The organism is Paraburkholderia fungorum (assembly GCF_046027215.1).
In the GTDB taxonomy this organism is placed as follows: Bacteria; Pseudomonadota; Gammaproteobacteria; order Burkholderiales; family Burkholderiaceae; genus Paraburkholderia; species Paraburkholderia fungorum_D.
Genome location: NZ_JAQQEN010000001.1, coordinates 3,988,906 through 4,002,385 on the forward strand (window position 1 = coordinate 3,988,906; position 13,480 = coordinate 4,002,385).

Sequence of the window (13,480 nt, forward strand, 5' to 3'; positions counted from 1 at the left end):
AGTCAGACTCCTTGTTTCTGCAGCACGTGGCTGGCTTGAGTGGTGCTTGTATGTTCTTTGGCATGTCCGCCATGATGCGCCGGCCGCTCGCCCACCATCGGGCCGAATACCGAGGCGCCCTGCTCCGCAGGCGCCGCCGCGGCACGAAACACGCCGAACAGTTCGCGACCGAAGCCAACTTCGTTCTCCGCCTGATGCAGCGGCACCGCTTCCGGCCGCGCCGCCCATTCGGCAGCATCGATTTCGACGTCCAGCACGCCAGCATCGGCGTCGATTACCAGCATGTCGCCCGTGCGCACCTTGCCGATCGGGCCTTCCAGCAGCGCTTCCGGCGACAGGTGGATCACCGCCGGCACCTTGCCCGACGCGCCCGACATGCGGCCGTCCGTCACCAGTGCGACATGGAAACCCTGATCCTGCAACACACCGAGCAACGGCGTCAAACGATGCAACTCAGGCATGCCGTTTGCCCGCGCGCCCTGGAAGCGCACCACGGCCACGAAATCGCGCTTCAGTTCGCCGTTGTCGAACGCGGCCTGCACCGCTTCCTGCGAATCGAACACGATGGCCGGCGCCTTCACCTTGCGATGCTGCGCCGCGACCGCTGAAATCTTGATGACGCCACGGCCGAGTTTGCCTTGCATGAGACGCAGACCGCCGTCGGGCTGGAACGGCTCTTTAATGCCGCGCAGTACCGCCGTGTCTTCGCTCTTTTCCGTGCCCGGCACCCATTGCAGCTTGCCATCGATCAGCTTCGGTTCTTCCGTGTAGTGCTTCAGGCCCTTGCCTGCAACCGTATTCACGTCTTCGTGCAACAAGCCGCCTTCCAGCAGATTGCGGACCAGGAACGCGACGCCGCCGGCCGCGTGGAAGTGATTCACGTCGGCCTTGCCGTTCGGGTAGATCTTTGCAAGCAGCGGCACGGCTTGCGACAGCGTGTCGAAGTCATCCCAATCGATCACGATGCCGGCCGCACGCGCAATCGCGACCAGATGCAGCGTGTGGTTGGTCGAACCGCCCGTGGCCAGCAACGCGACGATGCCGTTGACCACGGCTTTCTCGTCGACCACGTGGCCGATCGGCATGTAGTTGCCGCGCTCCACCGTCAGATCGAGCACGCGGCGCGCAGCCTGCGCGGTCAGCGCGTCGCGCAGCGGCGTATGCGGATGCACGAACGCCGAGCTCGGCAGATGCAGACCCATCACTTCCATCAGCATCTGATTGCTGTTCGCGGTGCCATAGAACGTGCAGGTGCCGTGGCTGTGGTACGCGGCGGCTTCCGCTTCGAGCAGCGCGTCGCGGCCACACTGGCCGGTGGCGAAGAGCTGGCGGGTCTTGGCTTTGTCGTCGTTCGAGAGACCGCTGCCCATCGGGCCGGCCGGCACGAAAATCGTCGGCAGATGACCGAATTGCAGCGCGCCGATCAGCAGGCCCGGCACGATCTTGTCGCAGATGCCGAGGCACAGCGCGGCGTCGAACATGTTGTGCGTGAGGGCGACCGCCGTGCTCATCGCGATTACTTCGCGTGAGAACAGCGAGAGCTCCATGCCGGCGTTGCCTTGCGTCACGCCATCGCACATGGCCGGCACGCCACCCGCGAATTGCGCGACGCCGCCGTTTTCACGCGCCGCCACTTTGATGATGTCGGGGTAGTTTTTGTACGGCGCGTGCGCGGACAGCATTTCGTTGTACGACGACACGATGCCGATATTCGGCTCGCGGATCGCCTTGATGGCGAGCTTGTCCTTACCTTCGAGGCCAGCGAAGCCGTGGGCCAGGTTCGCGCACGAGAGCGCGCCGCGTGCCGGGAATTTGCCTTGCGCATGCTCGATGCGGGCCAGATAGGCCTCGCGCGTGGGCTTGCTGCGCTTGATCACGCGTTGCGTGACCTTCAACAATTGCGAATGCGGGGAAACCATCGGAGCTCCTTCGTCGCTGGCGGCAGGCGCACACGCACTCGGCCAGGTAGGTATCGCGGGGATGTCGAATCAGTCGACGTCGCAATCTTAGTAGAAAAACTACACGATCGCAATGCTCGCCGCTGCTACGTCGCCTCATCTCACAATCGCGTGAATCGCCTTGCTGGCGGTGCATCTAGGTCAAATGCGAAAAAACCAGGGATTACACCTACCCCTCGAAATGTAGTTTTTGTACCTTGCCGCCAATCAGATATAGTCCACGCATTCTTCAGCATAGTGCGAGTTTTCCGATGATGCTGTCCCAAGTGGAAGAGATGCGCGATCAGTTGCGTCCGTCCGAGCGCAAGCTTGCCGATTACGTGATCGAAGCGCCGCGCGAAGTGCTCGATCTGTCGATGACCGAAGTGGCCGCCCGCGCCGGCGTGAGCCAGCCGACCATCGCGCGGTTCTGTCATGCGCTCGGCTTTTCGGGGTTTCGGGAGTTCAAGATCCGGCTCGCACAGGGGATTGCATCAGAGGTGCCGACCGTCTATCGGGACGTGCAGCCGGATGAGGGCGCGCCCGGCCTCATCGCCAAAGTCTTCGACAGGACCATCGGCACGTTGATCGAGGTGCGCAACAGGCTGTCGCCCGATAGCGTCGAAGCGGCCGTCGAACTGCTGGCGAACGCGGCGCGCATCGAGTTCTACGGAGCGGGCGGCTCGGGCATTGCCGCGCAGGATATTCAGCACAAGTTTTTCCGGCTCGGCATGCCGAGCGTCGCGTATTCCGATCCGCATACCTTTTCGATGTCCGCGGCGCTGCTCGGACCTGGCGACGTGGTGGTGACGGTATCCAATACCGGCCGAACCCGCGACATCATCGAGGCCGCTCGTTCAGCGCTCGCTCGGGGTGCGAAGGTGATCGCGATTACGCATGGCAGTTCGCCGCTCGCCAGGGTCGCATCGATCTGCCTGTTCTCGAACGTAGTCGAGGAAAACGATGTGTTTTCGCCGATGACGTCGCGCATGTCGCATCTGGCGATCGGCGACATTCTGGCGGTTGGCGTCGCGCTCAGGCGCGGGCCCGAGTTGGTGGAGCGGGTGGGACAGGCGAAAGGGGTGATCGGCCGGTTGAGGATCGACGGCGAGGGTTGAAGAGCCGCGGATAAAAAAGGCCTGCGCGACGGCAGGCCTTCGTGGTCAAACATTGCGCGTTGCCAGTTACTCGGCGAACACGCGGACATCGACGCGGCGGTTCTGCAAGCGGCCTTCGGCCGTCGCATTCGACGCGACCGGATCGGCGCTGCCCAGACCGCGCGCGACGAATTGGTCGGCGTGGAGGCCGCCATCGTGCAGGTATTGCGCGACAGAGGCGGCACGAGCCTGGGACAGTGCGAGGTTGTGCGCTTCCGAACCCGTATTGTCGGTGTAACCCATCACCATCACGCGACGCAGGTTGAGATCACGGTTCACGCTCATGAAGTGGTCGAGGTTTTCCTTGGCAACAGAGCTGAGCGCCGCGCTATTGGTTGCGAAGTTCGCGTTGCCTTGCAGCAGTAACTGACGCTGCGGCACGGCATGTTGTGCTTGCGGCGGCGCCGGCTGGACCTGCGGCTGCGGAGCAGGCTGCGGGACCGGCTGTCCGCACATGAAGGTCAGTTCACGCGGATCTTTTTTCGGCGTGGGGCCGCTTACGCGGTCAATGGCTTCCACCGAGGTCACGGGCCTGGCTTTACAGGTTTCCTCGGCCACACGCACACAACTGTTGGAGCTTTCGAAGAGTCCCAGGCAGCTAACCCGGTAAATGGTCTCCGACTGGTTCGGCATGCTCACCACTTGAAGCGTGTAGGTTGGGCCCGACTGCGTGGTACACGCAGCAAGGAAACCCACGAAAGCGCCGAGTAGCGGCGCGCGCAGATATTTAAGAAGAGTTAAGTTCATTTCACGAATTCAGTCGATTGCAGCGACGCCCTTGGCGCGTGTTGCACGGACAAGAGCGCGCTTGCAGTTAACTCAAGGCAGATCCGGTTGACGGACGAGACTGGCGCCCCGTCCGTCACGGCGCTTACCACTGGTACGAAGCACCCATACCTACGGTCGCGCCTTGCGAGGTCGTACCCGCGCCGACCTTCATCTTCAGGTTCTCGGTGATGCGTGCCGAGACGCCGAGGGCCACAGCCTGCGAACCCTTGTACGTAGCGCCACCGATACCGACCGCGATCGTCTTGCCTTGATCGACGTCCGGAATCATGGTCAACGCTGTAGCGGCTGCGATACCTGCGTAGGCGCCCTTCGCGACCTGGTTGAGGCTGCTCTTCACCGAGTTGACCTGCTGATCGGTGTAGTCCTTCGCCGTCATGCCGGCCGGCAGATTGCCGATCGACGACCCGATCGCGTCGTTCAACTGGCCGACGTTGACCGCGTCGGTCGTTGCCGTACCGGCTGCGACGTTGGTAACCTGGCGCTCGCTGCCTGCCGAACCCACCGACACCGTGTTGTCACGGTCAGCAACCGAGTTCGCACCCAGTGCCACCGAGTTCGCACCGGTCGCCTTGGCGTTCGCGCCCATTGCCGTGGCATGCGTGCCGCTGGCAACTGCTGCGTCCGTGTCACGGTTGCCGTTTGCGGCGAACATTGGGTTGTTCGCTGCGGCGGCAATGTTCGTGACGGTGGAAACCGCCGCGTTCATCTGGCTGACGTTGACTGCGTCATCGCCGGCCGTGCCTGCTGCCACGTTGTGGATCGTCGTACCGCCTGCAACACCGTTACCCATCGTGATGCTGTTGTAGTTGGTCGTACCGTCCGCGTTGTGGTCATACGTGGCGGCTGCGTTGGTCGTGCCATCCCGATTGATCACGCCCGACGCCTTCAACTGCGCGACGTTCACCGCGTCCGTGTCCGCCGTACCGGCCGCCACGTTGGTGATCTGGCGCTCAGCTCCGGCCGCACCCACCGACACCGTGTTGGCACGGTCAGCCACCGAGTTCGAGCCCAAAGCAACCGAGTTCGCCGCCAGCGATTGGGCGTTCCCGCCGATCGCCACCGATTCCACACCCGTTGCCTGCGAATCCGCCAGCGTCGAGTTGGCGTGGAAGTACGTGATGCCGCTACCGCTGCTGATGTTGTTCAGCGTGTTGTTGATGTTGGTGATATCCGCCGTGTTCTGCGTCGTCCGGCCGTCGATGTTCGTGACCACATCACCCAGGTTGTTGAGCGTCTTGCCGCCATCCACCACGTACGACGGGTTCGTGATCGTCCCGTCGGCGTTCACCGTCGAGCCGCCACCCAGCGCGCCAGCCACGCTCTGCGACACACCGTACAACTGCGAACCGTTCACCGCATCTGCACTCGTTGCGTTCACTGCGCCTGCGGCCACACCCGTCAACTGACGCGTGCCTGCCGTGCCCGTGAAGTCCACCACCGTGCCGTCGGTATCCTTCGCCACTGTGATGTTGCGCGAGGTCGCATCCTGCTGCACCAGGCCCACCGAACCGTTGTTGAGGTTGCTGGTCAGGTTGGTGATGTCCGTCGTGTTCTGCGTCGTCCGGCCGTCGATGTTCGTCACCACATCACCCACGTTGTTGAACGTCTTGCCGCCATCCGCCACGTACGTCGGGGTCGTGATCGCGCCCGTCGTCGTGTTGTAGGTCGAGCCGCCGCCCAGCGCATTAGCCATGCTCGAACCTGCAGCATTGACCTTTGCGTCTTCCGACATCAACTGGCTCACGTTCACCGCGTCCGTTGCCGCCGAACCGGCTGCCACGTTCGTGAGGCGACGTTCCGCGCCTGCCGAACCCACCGACACTTCGCCGTTAGCTGCCGAAGCGATACCCGCCAGAGCGGTCGAGCCCGGGTTATAACCCGCTGCCGACAAGTCCGCCGTCGTCGTCGAGTTCGAACCCAGTGCCACCGAGTTCGCCGCCGTCGCCTGCGCATTGCCGCCGATCGCCACTGCATCCATACCCGTGGCCGACGAATCCGCCAGCGTGGAGTTCGCGTGGAAGTACTTGATGCCGCCACCGTTCGCGAGGTTGTTGACGGTGTTGTTGATGTTCGTCACACGACCATCGATGTTGGTGATCGCGCCGCCCACGTTGTTGACAGTCGTGCCATTCACCACGTACGACGGGGTCGTGATCGTCCCGTCGGGGTTCACCGTCGAGCCGCCACCCATCGCGTCAGCCGTCGAGCTGGCCAGCGCGTGCAGTTGCGAACCATTCACCGCGTCCACGCTCGTTGCGTTCACTGCGCCTGCGGCCACACCCGTCAACTGACGCGCGCCTGCCGTGCCCGTGAAGTCCACCACCGTGCCGTCGGTATCCTTCGCCACTGTGATATTGCGCGAGGTCGCATCCTGTTGCACCAGACCGATTTCACCGTTGTTGATGGTGGTGGCCAGCGTGGTGATGTCCGTCGCGTTCTGCGTCGTCCGGCCGTCGATGTTGGTGATCGCGCCGCCCACGTTGTTGACAGTCGTGCCATTCACCACGTACGTCGGGGTCGTGATCGTCCCGTCGGGGTTCACCGTCGAGCCCCCGCCCAGCGCGCCAGCCACGCTCTGCGACACACCGTACAACTGCGAACCGTTCACCGCGTCCACGCTCGTTGCGTTCACTGCGCCTGCGGCCACACCCGTCAACTGACGCGTACCTGCCGTGCCCGTGATCGTGCGCGGCGCATCCTGTTCACCGAACCCATTTCGACCGTTGCCGTTGGCCAGCGTGGTGATGGCCGTGCCCGTCGTCCGGCCTCGATGTTGTGAACCCCGACGTCGTGGTTCGCCGTCGTCGCGAGTTCGAACCCAGTGCCACCGTACAGTTCGTTGCCGTCGCCTGCGTTCACTGCCGCCGATCGCCACCGTCATCTGACGCGCCCGTGGCCGACGAATCCGCCACCGTGCCGTCGAGTTCGCGTGGATGTACTTGATGTCGCATCCACCGACCGACGACCGTTGTTGATGGTGGTGGCCAGCGTGGTGATGGCCGTCGTGTTCTGCGTCGTCCGGCCATCGATGTTCGTGATCGCACCGCCCACGTTGTTGACAGTCGTGCCGTTCACCACGTACGTCGGGGTCGTGATCGCGCCAGTCGTCGTGTTGTAGGTCGAGCCGCCGCCCAGCGCACTAGCCGTGCTCGAACCTGCTGCATTGACCTTCGCATCTTCCGACTGCAGCTGGCTCACGTTCACTGCGTCCGTTGCCGCCGAACCGGCTGCCACGTTCGTGATGCGACGTTCCTTGCCTGCCGAACCCACCGACACTTCGCCGTTAGCTGCCGAGGCCGTGCCCGACAGCGCTGCCGTACCCGGGTTGTAACCCGCGGCCGACAGGTTCGCCGTCGTCGTCGAGTTCGAACCCAGTGCTACCGAGTTCGCCGCCGTCGCCTGCGCATTGCCGCCGATCGCCACCGCATCCGTGCCCGTGGCCGACGAATCCGCCAGCGTCGAGTTCGCGTGGAAGTACTTGATGCCGCTACCGGTCGTGATGTTGCTCACCGTGTTGCTGATATTGGTGACGTCGCCCGAGAGGTTGTTGACCGTGTTGCTGATCGGTTGACCTTCGCGTCTTCCGACTGCAGCGCGTCCACGTTCGTTGCGTCCGTTGCCGCCTGAACCACCCGTCAACTGACGCGCGCCTGCCGTGCCCGTGAAGTCCACCACCGTGCCGTCGGTACCCTTCGCGACCGTGATGTTGCGCGAGGTCGCATCCTGTTGCACCAGACCGATTTCACCGTTGTTGATGGTGGTGGCCAGCGTGGTGATGGCCGTCGTGTTCTGCGTCGTCCGGCTGTCGATGTTCATGATCGCGTGCCACCGTTGTTCGCGTGCCGTTCGCCGTACGTCGTCGTGATCGCGCCGCCGATCGCCACCGCATCCGTACCCGTGGCTCGACGAATCCGCCAGCGTCGAGTTCGCGTGGAAGTTCACTGCGTCCGTTGCCGCCACCGTTCACGACGCTGTTGACGGTGTCCTTGATGTTCGTCCCACCGACCATCGATGTTGGTGATCGCGCCGCCCACGTTGCTATAGGTGGTACCGCCCGCCACATACGTCGGTCGTCGGGTTCGTGATCGCGCCCAGTCGTCGCGTTGTAGGTCGAGCCGCCGCCCAGCGCACTAGCCGTGCTCGAACCTGCTGCATTGACCTTCGCATCTTCCGACTGCAGCTGGCTCACGTTCACTGCGTCCGTTGCCGCCGAATGTTCGTCACACGACCATCGACGTTCGTGACGCGACGTTGCTTGCCTGTACCGCCCGCCCACCGAGACTTCGCCGTTGCTCGAACCTGCTGCATTGACCGAGGCCGTGCCCGACAGCGCCGTGACCGGGTTGTAACCCGCTGCCGACAGGGTCGCCGTCGTCGTCGAGTTCGAACCCAGTGCTACCGAGTTCGCTGCCGTCGCCTGCGCATTGCCGCCGATCGCCACCGCATCCGTGCCCGCTGCCGACGAATCCGCCAACGTCGAGTTCGCGTGGAAGTACTTGATGCCGCTACCGTTGGTGATGTTGCTCACCGTGTTATTGATGTTGGTGACGCTGGTATTCAGGCTGCTAACGTTGCTATTGATCGTGTTCACCTTCGCGTCTTCCGACTGCAGCTGGCTCACGTTCACCGCGTCCGTTGCCGCCGAACCGGCTGCCACGTTCGTGACGCGGCGTTCCTTGCCTGCCGAACCCACCGAAACTTCGCCGTTAGCGGCCGAGGCCGTGCCCGACAGCGCTGCCGTACCCGGGTTGTAACCCGCGGCCGACAGGTTCGCCGTCGTCGTCGAGTTCGAACCCAGTGCCACCGAGTTCGCTGCCGTCGCCTGCGCATTGCCGCCGATCGCCACCGCATCCGTACCCGTGGCCGACGAATCCGCCAGCGTGGAGTTCGCGTGGAAGTACTTGATGCCGCCACCGTTCACGACGCTGTTGACGGTGTTGTTGATGTTCGTCACACGACCATCGATGTTGGTGATCGCGCCGCCCACGTTGCTATAGGTGGTACCGCCCGCCACATACGTCGGGTTCGTGATCGCGCCCGTCGTCGCGTTGTAGGTCGAGCCGCCGCCCAGCGCACTAGCCGTGCTCGAACCTGCAGCATTGACCTTCGCATCTTCCGACTGCAACTGGCTCACGTTCACCGCGTCCGTTGCCGCCGAACCGGCTGCCACGTTCGTGACGCGACGTTCCTTGCCTGCCGAGCCCACCGAGACTTCGCCGTTGGCTGCCGAGGCCGTGCCCGACAGCGTGCCGCTGCCCGGGTTGTAACCCGCTGCCGACAGGGTCGCCGTCGTCGTCGAGTTCGAACCCAGTGCCACCGAGTTCGCTGCCGTCGCCTGCGCATTGCCGCCGATCGCCACCGCATCCGTACCCGTGGCCGACGAATCCGCCAGCGTCGAGTTCGCGTGGAAGTACTTGATGCCGCTACCGTTATTAATGTTGGTGATCGAAGTATTGAGCTTGCCCAGCGCCGTATCCACGGTACCGAACGCCGAGCCTACATTGATCGCCGCGCCACTCGTGCCGTCAATCGCGTTCGCGTTCGTCAGCGCATAGCTCGGCGCGCTCATTGCGCCCGTCGTGCTGCTGTACGCCGCACCGCCGCCCAACGCGCTCGCCGTCGTCGTGCCATGCTGATTCATCTTCGCATCTTCCGACTGCAGCTGGCTCACGTTCACCGCGTCCGTTGCCGCCGAACCGGCTGCCACGTTCGTGACGCGGCGTTCCTTGCCTGCCGAACCCACCGAAACTTCGCCGTTGGCGGCCGAGGCCGTGCCCGACAGAACCGCCGTACCCGGGTTGTAACCCGCTGCCGACAGGGTCGCCGTCGTCGTCGAGTTCGAACCCAGTGCTACCGAGTTCGCTGCCGTCGCCTGCGCATTGCCGCCGATCGCCACCGCATCCGTGCCCGTGGCCGACGAATCCGCCAGCGTGGAGTTCGCGTGGAAGTACTTGATGCCGCTACCGTTGGTGATGTTGCTCACCGTGTTATTGATGTTGGTGACGCTGGTATTCAGGCTGCTAACGTTGCTATTGATCGTGTTCACCTTCGCGTCTTCCGACTGCAGCTGGCTCACGTTCACCGCGTCCGTTGCCGCCGAACCGGCTGCCACGTTCGTGACGCGGCGTTCCTTGCCTGCCGAACCCACCGAAACTTCACCGTTCGCTGCCGAGGCGATACCCGCCAGAACCGCCATACCCGGGTTGTAACCCGCTGCCGACAGGGTCGCCGTCGTCGTCGAGTTCGAACCCAGTGCCACCGAGTTCGCTGCCGTCGCCTGCGCATTGCCGCCGATCGCCACCGCATCCGTACCCGTGGCCGACGAATCCGCCAGCGTCGAGTTCGCGTGGAAGTACTTGATGCCGCTACCGTTATTAATGTTGGTGATCGAAGTATTGAGCTTGCCCAGCGCCGTATCCACGGTACCGAACGCCGAGCCTACATTGATCGCCGCGCCACTCGTGCCGTCAATCGCGTTCGCGTTCGTCAGCGCATAGCTCGGCGCGCTCATTGCGCCCGTCGTGCTGCTGTACGCCGCACCGCCGCCCAACGCGCTCGCCGTCGTCGTGCCATGCTGATTCATCTTCGCATCTTCCGACTGCAGCTGGCTCACGTTCACCGCGTCCGTTGCCGCCGAACCGGCTGCAACGTTCGTGACGCGGCGCTCCTTGCCTGCCGAACCCACCGAGACTTCGCCGTTGGCTGCCGAGGCCGTGCCCGACAGAACCGCCGTACCCGGGTTGTAACCCGCTGCCGACAGGGTCGCCGTCGTCGTCGAGTTCGAACCCAGTGCTACCGAGTTCGCTGCCGTCGCCTGCGCATTGCCGCCGATCGCCACCGCATCCGTGCCCGTGGCCGACGAATCCGCCAGCGTGGAGTTCGCGTGGAAGTACTTGATGCCGCCACCGTTGGTGATGTTGGTGACGCTGGTGCTCAGGTTGGTGACGCTGGTATTCAGGCCGTTCACATTGCTATTGATCGTGTTCACCTTCGCGTCTTCCGACTGCAGCTGGCTCACGTTCACCGCGTCCGTGCTGTTCAGACCTGCTGCAACGTTCGTGATGCGACGTTCTGCACCTGCCGTGCCAACCGACACTTCACCTGCTGCCGTAGCCGCCGAAATCGCCGTGCCGCCTGCCGGCGTGAAGCCTGCCGTCGTCAGCGTCGCCGAACTCGCCACCGAGTTCGCGCCCAGCGCCACCGAGTTCGCTGTCGTCGCCGATGCCCTGGCGCCAATCGCCGTGCCACTGCCGCCGGTCACGCTGCTGCTGTGCCCGATTGATACCGCATATGACGACGCGGACGTGTTCGCACCGTTACCGAGCGACACCGACTGTCCACCGGCCGCAGCACTTCCGCCAATGGCGATGGCGTTGTTCGCCGTACTCGCAATTGTCGCGTTCTGGCCGATGGCAATATCTACCACACCCGCCGCGCTCGAATTCTGTCCAAGCGAAATCGCCCCGCCGCCGGAAGACAGCGAACCGGAACCCATTGCAAGGCTGCCACCGCTGCCGCTGGCTACGGCATTGCCGCCGATCGCCACCGCATCCGTACCCGTGGCCGACGAATCCGCCAGCGTCGAGTTCGCGTGGAAGTACTTGATGCCGCCACCGTTCACGACGCTGTTGACGGTGTTGTTGATGTTCGTCACACGACCATCGATGTTGGTGATCGCGCCGCCCACGTTGCTATAGGTGGTACCGCCCGCCACATACGTCGGGTTCGTGATCGCGCCCGTCGTCGCGTTGTAGGTCGAGCCGCCGCCCAGCGCACTAGCCGTGCTCGAACCTGCAGCATTGACCTTCGCATCTTCCGACTGCAACTGGCTCACGTTCACCGCGTCCGTTGCCGCCGAACCGGCTGCCACGTTCGTGACGCGACGTTCCTTGCCTGCCGAGCCCACCGAGACTTCGCCGTTGGCTGCCGAGGCCGTGCCCGACAGCGCTGCCGTACCCGGGTTGTAACCCGCTGCCGACAGGGTCGCCGTCGTCGTCGAGTTCGAACCCAGTGCCACCGAGTTCGCTGCCGTCGCCTGCGCATTGCCGCCGATCGCCACCGCATCCGTGCCCGTGGCCGACGAATCCGCCAGCGTGGAGTTCGCGTGGAAGTACTTGATGCCGCCACCGTTGGTGATGTTGGTGACGCTGGTGCTCAGGTTGGTGACGCTGGTATTCAGGCTGTTAACGTTGCTATTGATCGTGTTCACCTTCGCATCTTCCGACTGCAACTGGCTCACGTTCACTGCGTCCGTTGCCGCCGAACCGGCTGCCACGTTCGTGATGCGACGTTCCTTGCCTGCCGAACCCACCGAAACTTCACCGTTCGCTGCCGAGGCCGTGCCCGACAGAACCGCCGTACCCGGGTTGTAACCCGCAGCCGACAGGTTCGCCGTCGTCGTCGAGTTCGAACCCAGTGCCACCGAGTTCGCCGCCGTCGCCTGCGCATTGCCGCCGATCGCCACCGCATCCGCGCCCGTGGCCGACGAATCCGCCAGTGTCGAGTTCGCGTGGAAGTACTTGATGCCGCTACCGTTATTAATGTTGGTGATCGAAGTATTGAGCTTGCCCAGCGCCGTATCCACGGTACCGAACGCCGAGCCTACATTGGTCGCCGCGCCGCTCGTGCCATCAATCGCGTTCGCGTTCGTCAGCGCATAGCTCGGCGCGCTAATTGCGCCCGTCGTGCTGCTGTACGCCGCACCGCCGCCCAACCCGCTCGCCGTCGTCGTGCCGGCCTGATTCACCTTCGTGTCTTCCGACATCAGCTGGCTCACGTTCACCGCGTCCGTTGCCGCCGAACCGGCTGCCACGTTCGTGACGCGGCGTTCCTTGCCTGCCGAGCCCACCGAGACTTCACCGTTCGCTGCCGAGGCCGTGCCCGACAGAGCTCCCGTACCCGGGTTATAACCCGCGGCCGCCAGGTTCGCCGTCGTCGTCGAGTTCGAACCCAGTGCCACCGAGTTCGCTGCCGTCGCCGCTGCTGCCGTGCCAAATGCTGACGCATTCGCGCCGGAAGCAAGCGCCAGAGTACCGACTGCGGTGCTATAGCTTCCGCTCGCGGTGGTACTTGCACCGATAGCGACCGATCTGGTACCGCTCGATGTCGAGTTCACGCCAAGTGCAGTACTGGCATCTCCAGCAGCGCGGGAAAGGGATCCAAAAGCGGTTGAGTAGCTACCGGTTGCGCTTGAGCTCGAGCCAACGGCTGTCGATCCGCCGCTCGTGTCCACATATCCGGAGGAATACGAATTTGGGCCATACGCTACCGCGGCACTGCCGTTACCTTCGGCGCCGACCGTCCCGCCATCAAGAGCACCCGCCAACGCATCAACGGATGCGCCGCATGCGGCAGCGGCCAGCACCGCCAGCAACACTTTTTTGCTCTTGCTGGCCTTCCCACGGCTCGTCGCCTCTTCCGATGCGGCTACATAGGTACCGGTTGATTCATTCCAAACTGATTTGTAAGACTTATTCACGGTTTCATCCTGTCGAACGTGTAATAACTGTTCTGATTTGCAGAGTACTGGTTGGGCACTGCGCTGAAATCAATTGATTACCGAAGGAATGAAACGCGGAATGAAAAGCGGTCGTACAA

6 protein-coding genes and 1 pseudogene are annotated in these 13,480 nt (G+C 63.6%); 1 reads left to right on the forward strand and 6 read right to left on the reverse strand.

Annotation, left to right across the window (positions count from 1 at the left end):
• Nucleotides 1–2 precede the first annotated feature (2 nt).
• Nucleotides 3–1,919: a phosphogluconate dehydratase gene (gene edd / locus PQR27_RS17860; protein ID WP_408524883.1), complete on the reverse strand. Its 1,917-nt coding sequence runs from the start codon at nucleotides 1,917–1,919 to the stop codon at nucleotides 3–5.
• A gap of 290 nt (nucleotides 1,920–2,209) precedes the next feature.
• On the opposite strand from edd, the gene PQR27_RS17865 reads away from it, so the two are divergent.
• The gene (locus tag PQR27_RS17865) at nucleotides 2,210–3,055 is read left to right on the forward strand and encodes a MurR/RpiR family transcriptional regulator (protein WP_408524884.1); all 846 of its coding nucleotides are present in this window, start codon (nucleotides 2,210–2,212) and stop codon (nucleotides 3,053–3,055) included.
• Between the two features lie 66 nt (nucleotides 3,056–3,121).
• Here the strand turns inward: PQR27_RS17865 and PQR27_RS17870 are convergent, their stop codons facing one another.
• The 5 genes and pseudogenes from PQR27_RS17870 to PQR27_RS39390 all read right to left on the reverse strand — a co-directional run.
• The gene (locus tag PQR27_RS17870; RefSeq protein WP_408524885.1) at nucleotides 3,122–3,841 is read right to left on the reverse strand and encodes an OmpA family protein; all 720 of its coding nucleotides are present in this window, start codon (nucleotides 3,839–3,841) and stop codon (nucleotides 3,122–3,124) included.
• 124 nt (nucleotides 3,842–3,965) lie between these two features.
• A complete protein-coding gene (locus PQR27_RS17875) occupies nucleotides 3,966–6,764 on the reverse strand; it encodes a YadA-like family protein (protein ID WP_408524886.1) in 2,799 nt (932 codons plus the stop codon).
• A complete protein-coding gene (locus tag PQR27_RS17880) occupies nucleotides 6,761–7,699 on the reverse strand; it encodes a hypothetical protein (RefSeq protein WP_408524887.1) in 939 nt (312 codons plus the stop codon). The genes PQR27_RS17875 and PQR27_RS17880 overlap by 4 nt, the downstream gene beginning before the upstream one ends.
• A complete protein-coding gene (locus tag PQR27_RS17885) occupies nucleotides 7,626–13,247 on the reverse strand; it encodes a hypothetical protein (RefSeq protein WP_459251659.1) in 5,622 nt (1,873 codons plus the stop codon). Before PQR27_RS17885 ends, PQR27_RS17880 begins: the two co-directional genes overlap by 74 nt.
• Nucleotides 13,230–13,361: pseudogene (locus PQR27_RS39390) on the reverse strand (ESPR-type extended signal peptide-containing protein); the annotation flags it as partial. The gene PQR27_RS17885 and the pseudogene PQR27_RS39390, both read right to left, overlap by 18 nt.
• Between the last annotated feature and the right edge of the window lie 119 nt (nucleotides 13,362–13,480).